Origin of the sequence: Klebsiella sp. KTE92 (assembly GCF_000398905.1) — a bacterium.
Taxonomy (GTDB): domain Bacteria; phylum Pseudomonadota; class Gammaproteobacteria; order Enterobacterales; family Enterobacteriaceae; genus Klebsiella; species Klebsiella variicola.
This window is the reverse complement of sequence record NZ_KB976100.1, coordinates 1,493,775-1,513,901: the sequence shown is the minus strand read 5'-3', so window position 1 is coordinate 1,513,901 and position 20,127 is coordinate 1,493,775. Positions and strand designations below refer to the sequence as shown.

Here is a 20,127-nt window from a genome sequence, read left to right as displayed (position 1 = left end):
CCATGGCTCTGTTTGCAACCGAAACCTGGACCATGCGCCACCGGCTGCTGCTGACCATTGGCGCCATCCTGGTGGTCTGCCAGCTGATCAGCGTCTTCTGGCTATGGCATGAGAGCAAAGAGCAGATCCAGCTGCTGGTGGCCAGCGCCATCGAAGGCCACAATAACCAGAAACATGTGGAGCATGAGGTACGGGAAGCGGTCGCCAGCCTGCTGGTGCCGAGCCTGTTGATCGTTGGCCTGGCGCTGTATATCAGCATGCTGGCGGTGCGCAAGATCACCCGCCCGCTCTCCCGACTGCAAAGCGAGCTGGAGAGCCGCACGCCGGACAACCTCACCCCCATCGTGCTCAGCGAATCGGTGCCCGAAGTCACGGCGGTGACCACCGCCCTGAATCAGCTGGTTTCCCGTCTCAATCTGACCCTCGACCGTGAGCGGCTGTTTACCGCCGACGTGGCGCATGAGCTACGTACCCCGCTGGCCGGCCTGCGGTTGCACCTCGAACTACTGGCGAAAGTGCACGGCGTGGGCGTCGACCCGCTGATCCAGCGCCTCGACCAGATGACCACCAGCATTTCGCAGCTGCTGCAGCTGGCGCGCGTCGGACAGTCTTTTTCCGCCGGCAGCTATCAGCAGGTGCTGCTGCTGGATGACGTGGTCAAACCGCTGCAGGATGAGCTGGAGACCATGCTGGCGCAGCGTCAGCAGCGGCTGCTGCTGACGGATGTCGAAAGCGAGGCCATCGTCTCTGGCGACGCGACGTTAATCCGTGTGATCCTGCGCAATCTGGTGGAGAATGCTCACCGCTACAGCCCGGAAGGGTCAACTATCCGAGTGTCGGTGAAAGCGGGCCTGATGCCGGTGATGGCGGTGGAAGATGAAGGCCCAGGGATTGATGAGGCGAAAAGCGGCGAACTCAGTAAAGCGTTTGTGCGCATGGACAGTCGCTACGGCGGCATAGGCCTCGGACTGAGCATCGTCACGCGCATTGCTCAGCTGCATGACGCCCAGTTCTTTTTGCATAACCGCCAGCCGGGGCCCGGCGTCCGCGCATGGGTGTTATTCCCGCGGCGCGCGGGTCAGAACGTCAGTACCCACTGATGGAAAAAGGCAACAATAATAACCAGGGCGGTGGCGACCGCCAGATATTCACGGAAGTTGATTTTTTGCATGGGCGCTATCCTCATCATGGGGAGGTTAGTGTCGCCTGGCGAGATTAAGCAAACATTAAGAAGGCCGCAATGCGGCCTTTTTTCTTCTCAAAGGTTTGCTATCTGGCAGCGGGACAATGAGAGAAACGTCCCGCCTTCACTACGCCCCACACGCCCACTCCGGCAGTATGCGCCGGGACTCAGGAGGCGGCGATAAACAGCTCGCGCAGCTGATGCAACTGGTCGCGAATTTGCGCCGCCTCTTCGAACTCGAGGTTCTGGGCGTGCTGCATCATCTGCCCTTCCAGCTCGTGGATCTTCTGCTGCAGCGCTTTTGGCGTCATCTCCACGGCGCTAAGCCCGGCAGGCTCAACGGCCTTCGCTTTACCGCGCCCTTTGGCTTTAGTTTTCGCCAGGCCCTGGCCCAACTGCAGGATATCCACCACTTTCTTGTTGAGGCCCTGCGGTACGATGCCATGCTCTTCGTTATAACGCTGCTGTTTCTCCCGTCGACGCTCGGTCTCGCCAATGGCTTTGGCCATGGAAGGGGTGATCTTATCGCCGTAAAGGATGGCCTTGCCGTTGATGTTTCGCGCCGCGCGGCCGATGGTCTGGATAAGCGAGCGTTCGGAGCGCAGGAAGCCCTCTTTATCGGCATCCAGGATCGCCACCAGCGACACCTCCGGCATATCCAGCCCCTCACGCAGCAGGTTGATCCCTACCAGCACGTCAAACTCGCCAAGGCGCAGGTCGCGGATAATCTCCATGCGCTCGACGGTGTCGATATCCGAGTGCAGATAGCGCACCCGCTCGCCGTGCTCCTCAAGATACTCGGTTAAATCCTCCGCCATCCGCTTAGTGAGGGTGGTCACCAGCACGCGCTCGTTGATGGCCGTGCGCAGGCGGATCTCTGACAACAGATCGTCTACCTGGGTGGCTACCGGCCGCACTTCGATGATCGGGTCAAGCAGACCGGTCGGCCGCACCACCTGATCCACCACTTCGCCGCCGGATTTATCCAGCTCGTAGGCGCCGGGGGTTGCCGAGACGTAGATGGTTTGCGGGGCCAGCGCTTCAAATTCTTCAAACTTCATCGGCCGGTTATCCAGCGCCGACGGCAGGCGGAAACCGTACTCCACCAGCGTCTCTTTGCGCGCCCGGTCGCCCCGGTACATACCGCCGATCTGCGGCACCGTAACGTGGGATTCGTCTATCACCAGCAGACCGTCTGCCGGCAGATAGTCAAACAGAGTGGGCGGCGGCTCGCCGGGCCCGCGACCGGAAAGGAAGCGCGAGTAGTTTTCAATGCCCGAGCAGTAGCCCAGTTCGTTCATCATTTCGAGGTCGAACTGGGTACGCTGGGTTAAGCGCTGCTCTTCCAGAAGCTTGTTGTTGGCCAGCAGAACCTTGCGCCGCTCCGCCAGCTCCAGCTTGATCTCTTCCATCGCCTGGACGATGCGTTCCCGCGGCGTCACGTAGTGGGTCTTGGGATAAATGGTGTAGCGCGGCACCGTCGATTCCACGTGGCCGGTGAGCGGGTCGAACAGCGACAGGCGCTCGACCTCTTCATCAAACAGCTCAATGCGCAGCGCGATATCGTCGGATTCCGCCGGGAAGACGTCGATCACCTCGCCGCGCACGCGAAAGGTGCCGCGCTGGAAGGCCTGATCGTTGCGGGTATACTGCAGTTCGGCCAGACGGCGCAGGATAGCGCGCTGGTCAATCAGCATCCCGACCGTCAGGTGCAGCATCATCTTCAGGTACAGGTCCGGGTCGCCGAGGCCGTAGATAGCCGAGACTGACGCCACCACCACCACGTCGCGCCGCTCGAGCAGCGCTTTGGTCGCCGACAAGCGCATCTGCTCGATATGTTCGTTTACCGAGGCGTCCTTCTCAATGAAGGTATCTGAGCTGGGGACGTAGGCTTCCGGCTGATAGTAATCGTAGTAGGAGACGAAATACTCGACGGCATTCTCCGGGAAAAACTCTTTCATCTCGCCATAGAGCTGGGCCGCCAGGGTTTTGTTTGGCGCCAGCACCATCGTCGGCCGCTGCAGGTCGGCAATCACGTTGGCGATGGTGAAGGTTTTTCCGGAGCCGGTGACCCCCAGCAGCGTTTGATGCGCGAGCCCATCCTCCAGCCCCTCTTCCAGGCGGCGGATGGCTTCCGGTTGGTCTCCGGAGGGGCGAAAGGCGGAATGCAGAACAAACGATTTACTCATTGATCAAAACCTGAAGATGGATTTAGCGGCCGGTGTTTAATTCTACCCTCCGGGCCATTTTTTGCCAACAAATTATACTGGATATTTAAACAGTGCATCACTATGATAGCGTCAGCAAACGGCTTATTTCGCCGCCATGGTGCGCATAAAACGCGCGCCGGGTGGAATAATCCTCCGGCCGGCAGGGTTATCCCCAGAAATTTTTACCTTTTAACATTTGTCAAGCGGACGGGTGAAAGTTTTATGGCAGTAGATGACGCTTTTCTTACACCCATTGATTTTATCTAACAAACTGATATTTAATGAATTTAAAGAAAAGACGCCTTTCGCGCCAATTCAGCCGCAGGCCGCGTACGCTCTAGCTTACCGCAGGTTTTCTAACTCTAATACACAAGGTTATCCACAGGAATAGTGGATAACTGTCTGCAGCCCAAGACCGCCGCCGCCCGGCGCAAATCGACTTTCGCCGTAAACCGTGCGGCGAAAAATTTTTATCGAACTATTTTTGATAACTATCCGTTTAAAGCCGCTCGATTTTTGCTGCTTTTTGCACCACCCTTTAGCGTCGGGCACCGGAAAAGTGCAGCGCCCGCGCTGACTGTGCCCGATGGTGTCGGCGTTTCGCGGTTTTTTCCGAGCGTTCTTTTTCCTGGCAAGAGTTTTGCAGCATCTTTCTGTCGCCCTGACGCCAGGATAAGGAGAAAACGTCCATGTTGAATTTACAGGCAGTAAATCATTTTTACGGTAATCAGCACTCGCTGTGGAATGTCGATCTTGAACTACGCCCCGGAGAGTGCATTGGCGTACTGGGACGCGAGGGAATGGGAAAAACCACCCTGGTCAACTGCATTGCCGGCCATCTGCCGGTGGCCAGCGGTCGGATGACCTGGCATGACATTGGCGCCCCGCCGTGCGATCTCACCCCCCTGTCCGCTCAGTCGCGCAGCGCCATCGGCATCGGCTACGTGCCGCAGGATAAACGCATCTTTTCCCAGCTCAGCGTGGAAGAGAACCTGCATATTGCCCTGGCGGCCGGGAAACCCGGGGCTAACGCCAGCGGCGGCGAAATTTATGACCATTTTCCCGAACTCTATGCGCTACGGCAGCGCAAAGGCGCTTCGCTAAGCGCCGACGATCAGTACCAGCTGGCGCTGGCCAGGGCGCTGATCGTCCAGCCACGACTGCTGATCCTTGACGAACCCTCACGCGGCGCAGGGCCGCGCTGCCTGCAAAAGCTGGCGGAATTGCTGCTGCGGTTAAATCGCGATATCGGTCTGACGGTGCTGCTCGCCGAGCAGCACCTGCCCTTTATCCGCCGGGTGGCGGATCGGTTCTGTGTCCTTCACCGGGGGCGTAATGTCGCCGAGGGCGATATTATGGCGCTGGATGAACCGCTGCTGGCGCAGTGGATGACGCCAGATCCAGCGCGCTGAGATCCAGATACTGGCCGAGATCGTCGCGCTGCGCGATATCGACAAGCCACGGTATTTCACCAAGAAACGGCGCGGCCAACCGGTTTTTCAGCGTCGCCAGATATTCGCCATGGCGCTTGCCCGGCGGCTGCACGTCATTGGCGATCCAGCCCGCCAGCGGCAGCCCCGCCTGGCGCACCGCCTGGGCGGTAAGCATCGCATGGTTGATACAGCCGAGCTTGACCCCCACCACCAGAATCACCGGCAGCTGCTCCTGCTGCGCCCAGTCGGCGAAGGTCAGGGTGTCCGAGAGCGGCGTAAACCAGCCGCCGGCCCCTTCCACCAGTACCCAGTCTGCCAGGCGCTCCAGTTCGCGTAAGCCACTGGAAAGCGCCGCCGCGGCAATCGGTCGCCCTTCATCGGCGCTAATAATATGCGGCGAGGTCGGTTCGGCAAAAGTATAAGGGTTGACCTGTTCATAGCTCAGCGCCACCCGGCTATTACGCTGCAGAGCCAGCGCATCTTCATTGCGTAACCCTTGTGCGGTCAGGTCGCTACCGGAAGCCACCGGTTTATAGCCGGCGGTGTTAAAACCCAACTGGTTCGCCGCCTGCAGCAGTGCGCTGCTGGCGACCGTTTTCCCGACTTCAGTATCGGTTCCGGTGACGAAAAAACGTTTAGTCACGTTCAATGACTCCTGTAAAAAGATAATACGTCAGCGGGCAGATACCCTGCTGTTGCGGCCAGGCCAGCTGCAGTTCGCGCAGTTTGCCGCGGCCAAGCGGGGCGGATGCCCTCCCCTGGTGCAAATGGGTAGCGCCGATGCCCTTCAGGGAGCGCATAGCGCTCAGCGCATCGGCGAACGGCAGGCTAATCTGATGAACGACGCCTTCGGCGCGCAGGCCGCTCAGTGCGGCCCTTACCGCCGGTTCGCTGAGAAAACGGTTGGCATGTGGCCGGTCGTCGATAGCCTGCCACGCTTGATTGAGCTCCGGCAGCGATCCGGCCAGCAGCGTGGTAAACGCCACCCGCCCGCCGGGTCGCACCACCCGGCACAGCTCGCCGATCGCCGCGCGCAGATCGTCGCACCACTGCACCGCCAGGTTGCTCCATGCCAGATCGACGCAGCCATCCGGCAGCGGCAGCGCTTCGATATCGCCCTGCAGATAATGCTGCGCGGCGTCGTGGCGCTGCGCCTGGGCCAGCATGCCGGCGGAGAGATCCAGCGCGGTCACCACGCTGCCCGCCTCACGCCAGTAGCGACTCATGCTGCCGGGGCCGCAGCCGGCATCCAGCACCTGGGCAAAATCGCGGCGCGCCAGCTGGCGCAGCAGCAGATCGGCGCTGCGCCGCTGCAGTTCATCATGTTGCGTATAGCCGCTGGCCGCCCGGCCAAACGCCGCGGCCACCGCCTGCTTATTCACCGTGACCATGCAGCGCCTCCAGTAAACGGTTAATGTCCTCAGCCTGATGAGCGGCGGTCAGGGTCAGACGCAGGCGAGCGCTGCCGACCGGCACCGTCGGTGGTCGGATCGCCGTCGCCCAGCAGCCGGCCTCGCGCAGACGGCAGGCCAGGCTCAGCGCTCGCGCGTTATCGCCGACGATCAGCGGCTGGATCGCGCTGACGGAATCGGTCAGCCCCAGCGACACATCGCCCATCCCTGCACGGAACTGACGGATGCGGGCGGCCAGGGTTTCCCGCCGCTGCTGGCCCTCATCGCTACGAATGACCCGCAGCGCCGCGCTCAGCGCCACCGCCTGGGCGGGCGGCATGGCGGTGCTGTAGATCAGATGACGGGCAAACTGCAGCAGATAATCGGCCATCGATTCGCTGCACAGTACCGCCGCGCCGCTCACCCCAAACGCCTTGCCGAAGGTGACTACCAGCAGCTCCGGGCGAACCGCCTGCGTATGACAGCTTCCGCGCCCTTCATCGCCAATCGCCCCGATTCCGTGAGCATCATCAACCAGTAATAATGCTCCGGCGCTGCGAGCTGCCGCCTGAATGTCAGCCAGCGGCGCGCTGTCGCCGTCCATACTGAAAATGCCTTCAGTCACCACTAACTGCAGACCGTCCAGCGGTTTCGCCAGCAGCTGCGCGAGCTGCTGCGGATCGTTGTGGGCAAAGCGCCGCAGCTGGGCCGGGCTGAGGCTCGCCGCTTCCAGCAGGGAGGCGTGGCTCAGGCGGTCGGCGACAATCCGATCCTCTTTTTCCGCCAGCGCGGCAACCAGTGCCTGATTGGCGGCAAAGCCGGAGATAAACAGTAGCGCGCGCGGGTAACCGAGCCAGTCGGCAAGTTCCTCTTCCAGCGCGCGGTGGGCCTCACTATAGCCGCTCACGTGGCCCGATCCGCCGGAGCCGACGCCATAACGTTCCGCCCCCTGCTGCCAGGCGGCGATAATGCCGGCATGCTGGCTCAGGCCCAGGTAATCATTGCTGGAGAAGTTGAGCCAGCGCTCCCCTTCGCGCTCCAGCCAGCGTCCGGCGCCGTGGCTTACCGGCAGGCGGCGGCGAAACGCATCCGTCTGCTGCCGCTCGTCCAGCGCCCGCTCGATTCGTTGCTGCCAGGTCATAGCGCCGCCGCGTTGTAATATTCCTCAGTGTCGGGGGTGAGTAAGGCCTGCTCCAGGCGCTGCTGCTGCTCATTATCGCCTTCCAGTACCGCCGTCTGCTGCGGGTTGATCCCCAGCTTGCGGAACAACTGCAGGTCTTTGTCCTCTTCCGGGTTCGGCGTGGTGAGCAGCTTGCAGCCGTAGAAAATCGAGTTCGCCCCGGCCATAAAGCACATCGCCTGGGTCTGCTCGTTCATCTGTTCGCGGCCGGCGGAGAGACGCACGTAAGAGGTGGGCATCATGATGCGTGCGATGGCGATGGTGCGGATGAAATCGAAAGCGTCGACATCGTCGTTATCCGCCAGCGGCGTGCCTTTAACTTTCACCAGCATGTTGATCGGCACACTCTCCGGCGGCGTCGGCAGATTAGCCAGCTGCAGCAGCAGCCCGGCGCGATCTTTTACGGTCTCTCCCAGCCCGACGATGCCGCCGGAGCAGACTTTGATCCCGGCATCGCGCACTTTATCCAGCGTATCCAGACGCTCCTGATAGGTACGGGTGGTGATGATGTTGCCGTAAAATTCCGGCGAGGTGTCGAGGTTATGGTTGTAGTAATCAAGCCCCGCGCCGGCCAGGCGCTGCGCCTGGCTGGCGGTCAGGGTACCGAGCGTCATACAGGACTCCAGCCCCAGCGCCTTGACGCCTTTCACCATCTGCTCCAGATAGGGCATATCGCGGTCATTGGGGTTCTTCCACGCCGCGCCCATGCAGAAGCGGGTGGAGCCGGCGTTTTTCGCCTGACGTGCCGACTCCAGCACCTGCTCGACCTCCATCAGGCGCTCGGATTCAAGACCGGTTTTGTAGCGTGCGCTTTGCGGGCAATATTTACAGTCTTCCGGACAAGCGCCGGTTTTAATCGACAGCAACGTACTGACCTGCACCTGACGCGGGTCAAAATGCTGGCGGTGGATTTGCTGCGCTTCGAATAACAGATCGATGAGTGATTTATTAAATAACTCAGTAACTTGCGACATTGTCCAGCGTGCGTGGTGAGCCATTAGCCTCTCCAAAAGGTTTTGTTAATTTGCGGTTCGGTTTATACTCGTAAACCTAAATGTTTTCAAAATGGTTTACAAGTCGCTTATGACACTGGACGATCTCGCCTTCGATCGGCGCCACATCTGGCACCCCTACACCTCTATGACTTCCCCCCTGCCGGTCTACCCGGTGGTTTCCGCCCACGGGTGCGAGCTGTCCCTCGCCGGCGGCGAACAGCTGATTGACGGCATGTCCTCCTGGTGGGCGGCGATCCACGGCTACAATCACCCGCGCCTCAATGCGGCGATGAAAGCGCAGATCGATCAGATGTCGCACGTGATGTTCGGCGGGATCACCCATCCGTCGGCGGTGGCGCTGTGCCGCCAACTGGTGGCGATGACCCCGGAATCGCTGGAGTGCGTTTTCCTCGCCGATTCCGGTTCGGTGGCGGTAGAGGTGGCGATGAAAATGGCGCTGCAGTACTGGCAGGCCAAAGGCCAGCCGCGTCGTCGTTTCCTGACCTTCCGCAACGGCTATCATGGCGACACGTTCGGCGCGATGTCGGTCTGCGATCCGCAGAATTCAATGCACAGCCTGTGGCAGGGCTACCTGCCGGATAACCTGTTTGCTCCCGCGCCGCAAAGCCGCTTCGACGGCGAGTGGGATGAGCTGGATATGGTGCCGTTTGCCCGCCTGATGGCCGCGCATCGCCACGACATCGCCGCGGTGATCCTCGAACCGATCGTCCAGGGCGCCGGCGGAATGCGGATGTACCATCCGGAGTGGCTGAGGCGGGTGCGTAAAATGTGCGACCGGGAAGGGATTTTGCTGATCGCCGATGAGATTGCTACCGGCTTTGGCCGCACCGGCAAACTGTTCGCCTGCGAACACGCTGGTATCGCCGCCGATATTCTGTGTCTGGGTAAAGCGCTGACCGGCGGCACCATGACTCTTTCCGCCGCACTGACCACCCGCGAGATCGCGGAAACCATCAGCAATGGCGAAGCCGGCTGCTTTATGCACGGCCCCACCTTTATGGGCAATCCGCTGGCCTGCGCGGTGGCAAGCGAAAGCCTGCGCCTGCTGGAGAGCGGCGAGTGGCAACAGCAGGTGGCGGCGATTGAAGCCCAACTACAGGCCGAGCTGGCTTCGGCGCGGGGATCTGCGCTGGTCGCCGATGTGCGCGTGCTGGGCGCGATTGGCGTGGTTGAAACCCGGCGTCCGGTAAATATGGCCGCCCTGCAGCGCTTTTTCGTCGAACAAGGGGTGTGGATCCGCCCGTTTGGCCGTCTGATTTATCTGATGCCCCCGTACATCATCACGCCCAAACAGCTGACCCGCCTGACCCGTGCGGTCAACCTGGCCGTGCAGGACGAAACATTTTTTAGCGAATAAACAGCGGATTTGCGCCGCCGGGAAGGCTACACTTCTTTGTTAATCTGCACATTATCAATGAGGATGAAGCATGAAATTGATCAGTCACGATCTCCAGGACGGCGGCAAGCTGCCTAATCGTCACGTCTTCAACGGCATGGGCTATGATGGCGACAATATTTCGCCGCACCTGATGTGGGATGATGTGCCCGCGGGCACCAAAAGCTTTGTCGTCACCTGCTACGACCCGGATGCACCGACCGGCTCCGGCTGGTGGCACTGGGTGGTAGTCAACCTGCCTGCCGATACTCGGGTGCTACCACAGGGTGCCGGCTCCGGTCAGGCGGAGCTACCGGAAGAGGCCGTTCAGACCCGCACCGATTTTGGTAAGGCAGGCTACGGCGGCGCGGCACCGCCGAAGGGCGAAACCCACCGCTACATTTTTACCGTCCACGCCCTGGATATCGATAAGATTGATGTCGATGCCGAGGCCAGCGGCGCGATGGTCGGCTTTAACGTCCATTTCCATTCGCTCGCCAGCGCTTCCATCACCGCCCTGTTCAGTTAATTATCCCCCCGGATAGCGGCTTACGCCTTATCCGGGCAACCCACGGTGCCGGTATATTGTCGGGTGGCGCTACGCTTACCCGACCTACAATATCCTTAGACCTACGCAAGCGCAGCGCCGCCGGGCGATTGCCGCGGGCGCGGAGCCGCTTTTATGCCGGGCGGCGGCTGACGCCTTGCCCGGCCTACGGTCCTACAATACTACGCTCCGTGCCATTTGTAGCCCCGGTAAGCGCAGCGCCACCGGGGAGATTGACCTTACTGTTCCGTGGCCACCTGCAGCGCGGTTTTACGCACGCGCGCGTACCACACCACCGTCAGCAGCCCCAGCCAGACCAGCCCGGCTAACAGCGCCACGCGCGTCTCTTCCACCATTCCCAGCACGGCGATCACCAGCCCCATAAACAGTAGCGTCAACAGCGGGCCAACCGGCCAGAAGGGGATCGGGAATTCGATCTTACTGCGCTCTTCGGCCGACAAACCGCGACGCATCGAGAAATGAGAGAGCAGGATCATCAGCCATACCCAGACGGTAGCGAACGCCGCCAGCGAGGCAATCAGGACAAAGACCTGTTCCGGCATCAGATAGTTAAGCACCACCGCCACCAGCAGCGCCACGCCCATCACCACCACCGTCATCCAGGGTACACCGTTGCTGGCGAGCCGCTGGAAGCACTTCGGCGCCAGCCCCTCTTTCGACATGCCGTACATCATGCGCCCGGCGCCAAAAATATCGCTGTTAATCGCCGAGATACTGGCGCTAATCACGATGATATTCAGCACGGTCGCCGCCGCCGGGATCCCCAGACCATCGAAGATCAGCACAAACGGACTGCCCTGCTCGCCAAAACTATTCCACGGGAAGATCGCCATCAGCACCGCCAGGGTGCAGACGTAAAACAGAATAATACGCAGCGGAATGGTGTTGATGGCCTGCGGGATGACCTTCTTCGGGTTCTGCGCTTCCGCCGCGGTGACGCCGATAATTTCCACCCCGCCGAAGGCGAACATCACAATGCCGAGCGAAGCGATGATCCCCTGCCAGCCATGTGGCGCAAAGCCGCCGTGGCTCCACAAATTTTCCAGCCCGGTAGCCGGGAAACTATGGCCAAAGCCAAAGAAGATGATCCCCGCGCCCGCCGCCATCATGGCGATAATCGCCACCACTTTAATCAGCGACAGCCAGAACTCCATCTCGCCGAACACCCGCACGTTGCACAGGTTCATCGCGCCAATAAAGAAAATGATGCTGAGGATCCAGATCCAGCGCGGCACATCGGGATACCACAACCCCATATAGATACCGAACGCGGTGACGTCGGCCAGCGCCACGATCACCATTTCAAAGGTATAGGTCCAGCCGGTGATAAACCCGGCGAGCGGCCCGAGATACTGGCGCGCATAGCTGCCAAAGGAGCCGGAAACCGGATTGCGCACCGCCATTTCACCCAGCGCGCGCATGACCATAAAGACCGCCGCGCCGCCAATCAGGTAGGCCAGCAGCACCGCCGGGCCCGCCGCCTTAATGGCGGAGGCCGAACCGTAGAACAGCCCGGTGCCGATAGCGGAACCGAGCGCAATAAAACGAATGTGTCGGGCATTCAGCCCGCGCAGCAGATGCGGTTTGTGTTGTTGTTGCATATACAGGTGTCCTGATTTTTTTATATGACGACAAATATGCGATGTAGGTCGGCCGGGGGAATGACTTCCCCCGACGCGGGTACAGAGAACAACGGTGATTAATGCAGTACGGCAGGCAGCAGACGCGTCAGGTGACGTGCAGCCAAAAGTGCAATGGCATTTTCAATATCAGGGGCGAAGAAACGATCCTGCGTATAGTGAGATACGCGTTCGCGCAGCAGATGGCGCGCCTCTTCCAGCAGCGGACTGGTGGTCAGCCCTTCGCGCATATCCAGGCCCTGCACCGCCGCCAGCCACTCAACGGCCAGTACGCCGCGGGTGTTTTCCGCCATCGCCCACAGCCGACGGCCGGCAGCCGGCGCCATCGAGACGTGGTCTTCCTGGTTGGCGGACGTCGGCAGGCTGTCAACGCTATGCGGGTGTGACAGCGCTTTGTTTTCACTGGCCAAAGCCGCCGCTGTGACCTGGGCAATCATAAACCCGGAGTTGACGCCGCCATTTTTCACGAGGAACGGCGGCAGCTGCGACATATGGCTGTCCATCATCAGCGCGATACGACGCTCGGAGAGCGAGCCGATTTCGGCGATCGCCAGCGCGATATTATCCGCCGCCATCGCCACCGGTTCGGCGTGGAAGTTACCGCCGGAGATGACGTCATTTTCGGCGGCAAAGACCAGCGGGTTATCGGAGACCGCATTCGCTTCGGCTAACAGTACTTCCGCCGCCTGGCGGATCTGCGTCAGGCAGGCGCCCATCACTTGCGGCTGGCAGCGCAGTGAGTACGGATCCTGAACCTTGGTGCAATTATGATGCGACCGCGAGATCGCGCTGTCATCGGTCAACAGGTGACGATACAGTGCCGCCGCATCAATCTGCCCGCGCTGGCCGCGCACCTCGTGAATACGCGCGTCGAACGGACGACGCGAACCCAGCGCCGCTTCAGTGGTTAACGCCCCGCAGACGACCGCGGAGGCGAACAGATCTTCGGCTTCGAACAGACCGCGCAGGGCAAAAGCGGTTGAGGCCTGGGTGCCGTTGAGTAGCGCCAGGCCCTCTTTCGCCGCCAGGGTTATCGGCTCCAGCCCCGCCTGACGCAGCGCGTCGGTGGCCGGCAGCCATTCGCTGCCGCGTACCCGCGCTTTGCCTTCGCCCAGCAGGGTCAGCGACATATGCGCCAGCGGCGCGAGGTCGCCGGACGCGCCGACGGAACCTTTCGCCGGGATCCACGGCGTCACGCCGGCATTGACCAGGCCAATCAGCGCCTGGATCACGCTCAGGCGGATCCCGGAGAAACCGCGGGACAGGCTGTTAATCTTCAACACCATAATCAGCCGCGCCAGGTCGTCGTCCAGCGGCTCACCTACGCCCGCCGCATGGGACAGCACCAGCGAACGCTGCAGGTTCTCCAGATCGTCCGTCGAGATACGGGTTTGCGCCAGCAGGCCAAAACCGGTGTTGATACCGTAGGCGGTACGCCCTTCGGCAAGGATGGCGTTGACGCAGGCCACGCTCTCATCAATGGCGGCAAACGCGCTGCTGTCGAGGGTAATGTTCAGCGGGTGGCTGTAAACCTCGCGGAGCTGCGACAGGCTCAGTTTCCCCGGAATGAGCGTTAACGATTTCATTTAGCGTTCCCCTGCGTTGCTGCCACCATCGGAAGATTCAGACCCTGTTCTGCTGCGCATTCAATAGCAATATCGTAACCCGCATCGGCATGACGCATCACGCCGGTCGCCGGGTCGTTGCGCAGGACGCGAGCGATACGCGCCGCCGCTTCATCGGTACCGTCACAGACGATAACCATCCCGGAGTGCTGCGAGAAGCCCATACCTACGCCGCCGCCGTGGTGCAGCGACACCCAGGTCGCGCCGCTGGCGGTGTTAAGCAAGGCGTTCAGCAGCGGCCAGTCGGATACCGCATCTGAGCCGTCGCGCATGGCTTCGGTTTCGCGGTTCGGGCTGGCGACGGAGCCGGAATCAAGGTGATCGCGGCCAATCACGATCGGCGCGGAGACTTCGCCGCTGCGCACCATTTCGTTAAACGCCAGACCGAGCTTCTGACGCCACTCCAGACCTACCCAGCAGATACGCGCCGGCAGTCCCTGGAAGCTGATGCGCTCGCGCGCCATATCCAGCCAGTGGTGCAGATGCTGATCATCTTTAATGATCTCTTTCACTTTCGCGTCGGTTTTGTAGATATCCTGCGGATCGCCGGACAGCGCTACCCAACGGAACGGGCCGATACCCCGGCAGAACAGCGGGCGGATATACGCCGGCACGAAGCCCGGGAAATCGAAGGCATTGCTGACGCCCACTTCCTGCGCCATCTGACGGATGTTGTTGCCGTAGTCGAAGGTCGGCACCCCCATCTCGTGGAAGGCCAGCATCGCCTGCACGTGGTCGGCCATTGAGCGTTTCGCCGCCAGAATGGTGCCCTGCGGATCGGATTCGGCTTTCTGCTGATACTCCTCCCAGCTCCAGCCTTTCGGCAGATAGCCATGCAGCGGATCGTGGGCGCTGGTCTGATCGGTAACCATATCCGGGCGCACGCCGCGTTTCACCAGCTCTGGCACGATATCCGCAGCGTTGCCGCACAGCGCGATGGAGATGGCGCGGCCTTCGGCGGTGTATTTTTTGATGCGCGCCAGGGCGTCATCCAGAGAAGTGGCCTGTTCATCCACGTAGCGGGTACGCAGACGGAAATCGATGCGGCTCTGCTGACATTCGATGTTCAGCGAGCAGGCGCCTGCCAGCGTCGCGGCCAGCGGCTGCGCGCCACCCATGCCGCCCAGACCGGCGGTTAATACCCAACGGCCTTTCAGGCTGCCCTGATAGTGCTGGCGACCGGCTTCGACGAAGGTTTCGTAGGTGCCCTGCACGATGCCCTGGCTACCGATGTAGATCCAGCTGCCGGCGGTCATCTGGCCGTACATCGCCAGCCCTTTGGCATCCAGTTCGTTGAAGTGTTCCCAGGTGGCCCAGTGCGGAACCAGGTTGGAGTTAGCGATCAGCACGCGCGGCGAGTTTTCATGCGTTTTAAAGACGCCGACCGGTTTGCCGGACTGCACCAGCAGAGTCTCGTCGCTTTCCAGGTTTTTCAGCGCCTTCACGATAGCGTCATAGCATTCCCAGTTGCGCGCAGCGCGACCAATACCGCCATAGACCACCAGCTCATGCGGGTTTTCAGCGACATCGGGATCGAGGTTGTTCATTAACATACGCAGCGGCGCTTCGGTCAACCAGCTCCTGGCGGTCAGCGTCGTGCCTCTCGGGGCACGGACGTCCAGCTGGCGATATTTGCTTTGCGACATCGGGGTTTCTCCTGACAATTAACGTTGTGTACGTAGATACATATACTTGTCTATACAACTCTGCGCAAGCCAGGATTTAACAGAAATGATACAATTTTGTTATATTGCGTCAGCAATCACGTTTTGCTGACGCCAGGGAAAATTACGAGCTGAAATGGCCCTGTAGACGGTAGCGCGCGCCGGGAAACAGCAGGCGAGCGTGTGAGACGATATGCGTCTTCGACCAGGTGCGACGACGAATGAGCAGGCAGGGATCGTGCGGCAGAATGCGCAGCAACGCGCACTCCTCTGACGTCGCCTGCACCGCCTCGACAATATGTTCGCCTTCGGTTAATGGCGCGATCAGCGACAGATAATCATGCGGCGTGGTAGTGGTGTAATCCTGTAACAAGTAATCCGGCACCACCGCAGCATTCACGCAGCGATCTTCGATTTGTACCGGAACCTCGTTTTCGAAATGCACCATCCGTGAATGAAAGATACGCGTGCCTTCGGCGACGGTGAGCGCCTCCGCCTGAATGAGATCGGCTTCGGTCTCCTCCAGCAGCAGCACTTCACAGCGGTGCTGATGGCGACGAGAGACAATTTCATCGGCAATGCTGCGCACTTCAAACAGCGCCGACTGCCCTTTCGGCTCGGCGACGAAGGTCCCGACCCCCTGCAGCCTGACCAGCAGGCCTTCATCCGTCAGCTCGCGCAGCGCGCGGTTGATGGTCATCCGGCTGAAGCCGAACTGGGCAACCAGTTCAGCCTCCGAGGGAATTCGGTCGTGCGGACGCCACTCGCCGCGGTAGATTTTTTCGCTAATCGCCTGCTTCACCTTTTCATAGAAAGGCGCGGGCGCGGAACGAGGTTGTTGTGCAAACATGGCCTGGCTTTCCTTATGCATAATAAGCGGAGCGGCGAAACGAAAATAATAGCGCGGATCGCTAGCGCCACCAATGGGCGATTTGCCATGCCAGACGGGCCGCCGCGCGGGCGCCCTGTCCATCGATGTCAAATTGCGGATTAAACTCGACCAAATCCACCGCCTGCAGCTTTCCGCTGCGGCACAACGGCTCAACGATGCGCAGCAGGATTGCCAGCGGCACGCCCAGCGCCGCCGGCGCGGAAACCGCCGGCATTTCGCGCGCCGGCAGCACGTCGAGATCGATGGTCAGATACAGACGATCGTACTGCGCGATATTGCGCTCCAGCTCCGGCAACACGTGAGTGTCGAAGTCCGCCAGCACCGCCAGATCCTCAACGACAGCCACCTGGCGGCGCGCTGCTTCATCCCATAGCGCCTGGGTGTTCGCCGCCCGGCTGACGCCGATGCAGGTATAGTGAAAACCGCGCTGCTGGGCGTCACACTCCAGCGCCAGCTGGCGGAACGGCGTCCCGGAGCTGGCGCATTCGGCAAAGCGTAAATCCAGATGCGCATCGAGATTAATAATGCCCACTTTTTCGCCCGGGAAGGCATCCAGTACCCCAGCGCCGTGGCCGAAGGCCGTCTCGTGGCCGCCGCCCAGGACCAGCGTACGTTTACCGGCACGCTGGCAGGCGGCCACCGCCTCGCGCAGCGCCTGATGCGCGGCTTCTAACTGTTCGCCATCGACGCTAATCGTGCCCATATCCACGCAGCGGTCGTGGCCCTGATGGCTGGCCATATTGGCCAGCGCCCGGCGCAGCGCTTCCGGACCATGCCCGGCGCCGGTACGCCCTTTGTTACGCCGGACGCCTTCGTCACAGGCGAAGCCGAGCAGCGCGATATCACCGGGCATCTCCTGCGGCGCGAAGCGTTCCGCGCGGGCGATAGTCTGGAACAGGCGCAGCGCATTAGGCGCTTCCGCGCTATCATCGCGTCCCTGCCAGAGACTGGCGGGCGTAGCTTGCCACAGCATCATTGCAGTTCTCCTCGTACCACGCGTCCCCAGAGCGGCGCGCGCCCCGGCTCATACACCATCTCGACCGGATGCTCGGCATCCCAGATGGCAAAGTTAGCCACAAAGCCCGCCGCCAGCTGACCGTGGCTGTCCTGCCGCCCCAGCGCCCGCGCGGCATGGCGCGTTACCCCGGCCCAGGCCTCTTCCGGCGTTAAACCAAACTTGACGCAGGCCATGTTCATCGCCAGATGCAGGCTGGCGAAGGGGCTGGTGCCGGGGTTGAAATCGGTCGCCACCGCCATCGGCACCTGGTATTTGCGCAGCAGTTCCACCGGCGGTTTGCGGGTTTCATTAAGGAAGTAGAACGCGCCGGGGAGCAGAGCTGCCACGGTGCCGCTTTCGCGCATCGCCGCCACGCCCTCTTCCGTCAGATACTCGATATGGTCGGCGGACAGTCCGTGATAGCGGCTCACCAGCTGCGCACCGCCCAGCGACGAGAGCTGCTCAACGTGGCCTTTTACCGGAATGCCCAGCGCCTGCGCCGCCTGAAAGACGCGCTCGGTTTGCTGCGGGCTGAAGCCAACGTTTTCACAGAAGACGTCAACGCTTTCAAACAGTCCCTCCTGCCACAGCGTCGGCAGTATGGTCTCGCAGACCAGTGAGATATAGCCATCGGCATCTCCTTGATATTCCGGCGGCGTGGCGTGGGCGGAGAGCAACGTCGCCGACAGTTCCACGCCATTGTCGTCGGCCAGCTGGCGGGCGACCCGCAGCATTTTGCGTTCGTTTTGCAGATCGAGACCGTAGCCGGATTTGATCTCCAGGGTGGTCACCCCTTCACGCAGCAGGCGGGCCAGACGCGGCTGCGCCAGCGCCAGTAGTTCAGCTTCGCTGCTGTCGCGCGTGGCGCGCACGGTGGAATTAATCCCACCGCCGTTAGCGCTGATGGTTTGATAGGAGACGCCGTTCAGCCGCTGCTCCCACTCCTGCGCCCGGCTGCCGCCAAAGATAAGGTGGGTATGGCAGTCGATTAAACCAGGCGTAACCAGCCGGCCTTCGAGATCGATACTGCGCCCGCCGGGAGCGTCAGCGTCGGCGACAATTGCCTCAATGCGGCCATTGCGCACCAGCAGCGCATGGCGCTCCAGCAGACCGTAGGGTTGAGAGTAATCAGGGTTCAGGGTGGCGAGACGCGCGTTTCGCCAGATAACGCGTTCAGAGGTGGCTTGAGTCATAGCGCTTAACTTGTCATGGATTGTATAGACATTTATTTTCATAACGCCGATAAAGTCAACAATAGCACGGGGAAATGTTATTTTTTTGTGACTAAAGACCATCCAGCAGGACTGCACGTTGCGTAAAGACGGTAAGTTTTTCCGCCCATGTCTTCCCGTTTCGTTCAAGTTAGTATAAAACAGCAGGTTTTAAAGGACTTATACCCTGGCGTCTCAGCCGGGGTATTTCACTACGCTTAATTTTGCCCGGAGCAACATGAACACATATTCCGTTTCCCGTCTGGCGCTGGCGCTGGCCTTCGGCGTGACGCTGTCCGCCTGTAGCTCGACGCCTGCCGATCAACAGCCCTCTACGCAGACTGCACCGGGCACCACCGCGCGTCCCATTCTGAACGCCGATGAAGCGAAAAACTTTACCCCGGCGGCCTATTTCCAGTCGCTGACTCCCAATGCCGCGGCCTGGACGCCATCTGCCATCAGCCTGCCGGCACAGCCTGACTTTATCGTTGGCCCGGCGGGAACCCAGGGCGTGACCCATACCACCGTCCAGGCGGCGGTCGATGCGGCGATTGCCCGTCATTCAAATCGCCGTCTGTTTATTGCCATCATGCCTGGCGAGTACCCGGGAACGGTTTACGTACCGGCGGCGCCTGGCGCCCTGACCCTGTATGGTACCGGCGATAAACCGATTGACGTGAAAATCAGCGAAGCCATTGATTCTGAAATGGATCGCAACACCTGGCGCCGTCTGGTCAATCCGGGCGGTAAATATATGCCGGGCAAACCGGCATGGTATATGTTCGATAGCTGCCAGAATAAATCCGCGGCCACCGTCGGCGTGATGTGCTCTGCGGTCTTCTGGTCGCAGAATAACGGCCTGCAGCTGCAGAACCTGACCATCGCCAACAACCTTGGCGACAGCGTCGACGCCGGTACTCACCAGGCCGTCGCCCTGCGCACCGATGGCGATCAGGTGCAGATCAACAAGGTCAATATTCTTGGCCGTCAGAACACCTTCTTTGTGACCAACAGCGGCGTGCAGAACCGTCTGCAGGATAACCGCCAGACCCGCACCCTGGTGACCAACAGCTACATTGAAGGCGATGTGGATATCGTGTCCGGTCGCGGCGCGGTGGTATTTGATAACACCGATTTCCGCGTGGTGAACTCGCGTACCCAGAAAGAAGCCTATGTTTTCGCGCCGGCTACCCTGAAGAGCGTGACCTACGGCTTCCTGGCGACCAACAGCCGCTTTACCGCGTCCGGCGATAACGTCGCGCAGCTGGGCCGCGCGCTGGACGTTGACGGCAACAGCAATGGCCAGGTCGTGATCCGCGACAGCGTCATCAATGAAGGCTTTAACATCGCCCAGCCGTGGGCGGCAGCGGTCGGTTCAAACCGTGCCTTTAGCGGTAACGTTGGCGCAGTAGATGCCAAAGGCAATCTGCAGCGCAACCTCAACGACAATAGCGTCAATCGCATGTGGGAATATAACAACCGCGGCGTGGGAAGCACTGTGGTCGCCGAGCCGAAACAGTAACGCGCAACAAGCGTGAACCATAATAAAAGAGAGGGCGATGCCCTCTCCCAGACTGCTGACAACGTGCAATCTTCAGGAATTGCCCGGCGGCGCTGCGCTTGCGCGGGCCTACAGCTAACTGCATAACGGTTTGATATTGAAGTCTTTCGTAGGCCGGGTAAGGCGAATGCCGCCACCCGGCAGAAATGCGAGCACAATGACGAAACAGGTTTGTCGTCAG

The 20,127-nt window shown here is 60.7% G+C and carries 16 protein-coding genes and 1 pseudogene; 6 read left to right on the top strand and 11 right to left on the bottom strand.

Annotation, left to right across the window (positions count from 1 at the left end; genetic code table 11):
- Window positions 1–2: 2 nt before the first annotated feature.
- Window positions 3–1,100, top strand: a complete 1,098-nt coding sequence (gene pmrB / locus A1WC_RS18035) for a two-component system sensor histidine kinase PmrB (RefSeq protein ID WP_012968668.1) — start codon at window positions 3–5, stop codon at window positions 1,098–1,100.
- Between the two features lie 250 nt (window positions 1,101–1,350).
- Here the strand turns inward: pmrB and uvrB are convergent, their stop codons facing one another.
- Window positions 1,351–3,372, bottom strand: a complete 2,022-nt coding sequence (uvrB, locus tag A1WC_RS18040; RefSeq protein ID WP_008805740.1) for an excinuclease ABC subunit UvrB — start codon at window positions 3,370–3,372, stop codon at window positions 1,351–1,353.
- A 411-nt stretch (window positions 3,373–3,783) separates the two neighbouring features.
- Between uvrB and A1WC_RS25895 the strand changes: the two are divergent.
- Both A1WC_RS25895 and A1WC_RS18045 read left to right on the top strand, forming a co-directional pair.
- Window positions 3,784–3,993, top strand: a pseudogene (locus tag A1WC_RS25895) (hypothetical protein); the annotation flags it as partial.
- Between the two features lie 89 nt (window positions 3,994–4,082).
- Window positions 4,083–4,805, top strand: a complete 723-nt coding sequence (locus A1WC_RS18045; RefSeq protein ID WP_008805739.1) for an ABC transporter ATP-binding protein — start codon at window positions 4,083–4,085, stop codon at window positions 4,803–4,805.
- On the opposite strand, the gene bioD is transcribed toward A1WC_RS18045, so the two are convergent.
- The 4 genes from bioD to bioB are packed head-to-tail and all read right to left on the bottom strand — an operon-like array spanning window position 4,747 to window position 8,395.
- Window positions 4,747–5,469 (bottom strand): dethiobiotin synthase, encoded by a 723-nt coding sequence (gene bioD, locus A1WC_RS18050; RefSeq protein WP_012542397.1) that lies wholly within the window; start codon window positions 5,467–5,469, stop codon window positions 4,747–4,749. The two genes, A1WC_RS18045 and bioD, sit on opposite strands and share 59 nt — an antisense overlap.
- Window positions 5,462–6,217, bottom strand: a complete 756-nt coding sequence (bioC, locus tag A1WC_RS18055) for a malonyl-ACP O-methyltransferase BioC (protein ID WP_012542398.1) — start codon at window positions 6,215–6,217, stop codon at window positions 5,462–5,464. Before bioC ends, bioD begins: the two co-directional genes overlap by 8 nt.
- Window positions 6,201–7,358, bottom strand: coding sequence for an 8-amino-7-oxononanoate synthase (gene bioF, locus A1WC_RS18060; protein ID WP_012542399.1), 1,158 nt, complete (start codon window positions 7,356–7,358; stop codon window positions 6,201–6,203). Before bioF ends, bioC begins: the two co-directional genes overlap by 17 nt.
- Window positions 7,355–8,395, bottom strand: a complete 1,041-nt coding sequence (gene bioB / locus A1WC_RS18065; protein ID WP_016160524.1) for a biotin synthase BioB — start codon at window positions 8,393–8,395, stop codon at window positions 7,355–7,357. The genes bioF and bioB overlap by 4 nt, the downstream gene beginning before the upstream one ends.
- Before the next feature lie 85 nt (window positions 8,396–8,480).
- Here bioB and bioA point away from each other — a divergent pair, with 85 nt between their 5' ends.
- Entirely contained in the window at window positions 8,481–9,770 is a 1,290-nt protein-coding gene (bioA, locus tag A1WC_RS18070; protein WP_016160523.1) for an adenosylmethionine--8-amino-7-oxononanoate transaminase, read from the top strand.
- 70 nt (window positions 9,771–9,840) lie between these two features.
- Window positions 9,841–10,317, top strand: coding sequence for a kinase inhibitor (locus A1WC_RS18075; RefSeq protein ID WP_012542402.1), 477 nt, complete (start codon window positions 9,841–9,843; stop codon window positions 10,315–10,317).
- 257 nt (window positions 10,318–10,574) lie between these two features.
- On the opposite strand, the gene A1WC_RS18080 is transcribed toward A1WC_RS18075, so the two are convergent.
- From A1WC_RS18080 to hutI, 6 genes are all read right to left on the bottom strand, one after another.
- Complete coding sequence (locus A1WC_RS18080; protein WP_012968669.1) at window positions 10,575–11,957, bottom strand: amino acid permease; 1,383 nt, start codon at window positions 11,955–11,957, stop codon at window positions 10,575–10,577.
- Window positions 11,958–12,055: 98 nt separating this feature from the next.
- The gene (gene hutH / locus A1WC_RS18085) at window positions 12,056–13,582 is read right to left on the bottom strand and encodes a histidine ammonia-lyase (protein WP_016160522.1); all 1,527 of its coding nucleotides are present in this window, start codon (window positions 13,580–13,582) and stop codon (window positions 12,056–12,058) included.
- A complete protein-coding gene (hutU, locus tag A1WC_RS28235) occupies window positions 13,579–15,267 on the bottom strand; it encodes a urocanate hydratase (RefSeq protein WP_016160521.1) in 1,689 nt (562 codons plus the stop codon). The genes hutH and hutU overlap by 4 nt, the downstream gene beginning before the upstream one ends.
- Before the next feature lie 142 nt (window positions 15,268–15,409).
- A complete protein-coding gene (locus tag A1WC_RS18095; RefSeq protein WP_008805728.1) occupies window positions 15,410–16,135 on the bottom strand; it encodes a histidine utilization repressor in 726 nt (241 codons plus the stop codon).
- 61 nt (window positions 16,136–16,196) lie between these two features.
- On the bottom strand, window positions 16,197–17,153 hold the full coding sequence (gene hutG, locus A1WC_RS18100) for a formimidoylglutamase (protein ID WP_008805727.1): 957 nt from the start codon (window positions 17,151–17,153) through the stop codon (window positions 16,197–16,199).
- A complete protein-coding gene (gene hutI, locus A1WC_RS18105; protein ID WP_172437953.1) occupies window positions 17,150–18,469 on the bottom strand; it encodes an imidazolonepropionase in 1,320 nt (439 codons plus the stop codon). Before hutI ends, hutG begins: the two co-directional genes overlap by 4 nt.
- Window positions 18,470–18,623: 154 nt before the next feature.
- On the opposite strand from hutI, the gene A1WC_RS18110 reads away from it, so the two are divergent.
- Complete coding sequence (locus A1WC_RS18110; protein WP_008805725.1) at window positions 18,624–19,907, top strand: putative acyl-CoA thioester hydrolase; 1,284 nt, start codon at window positions 18,624–18,626, stop codon at window positions 19,905–19,907.
- Window positions 19,908–20,127 lie beyond the last annotated feature (220 nt).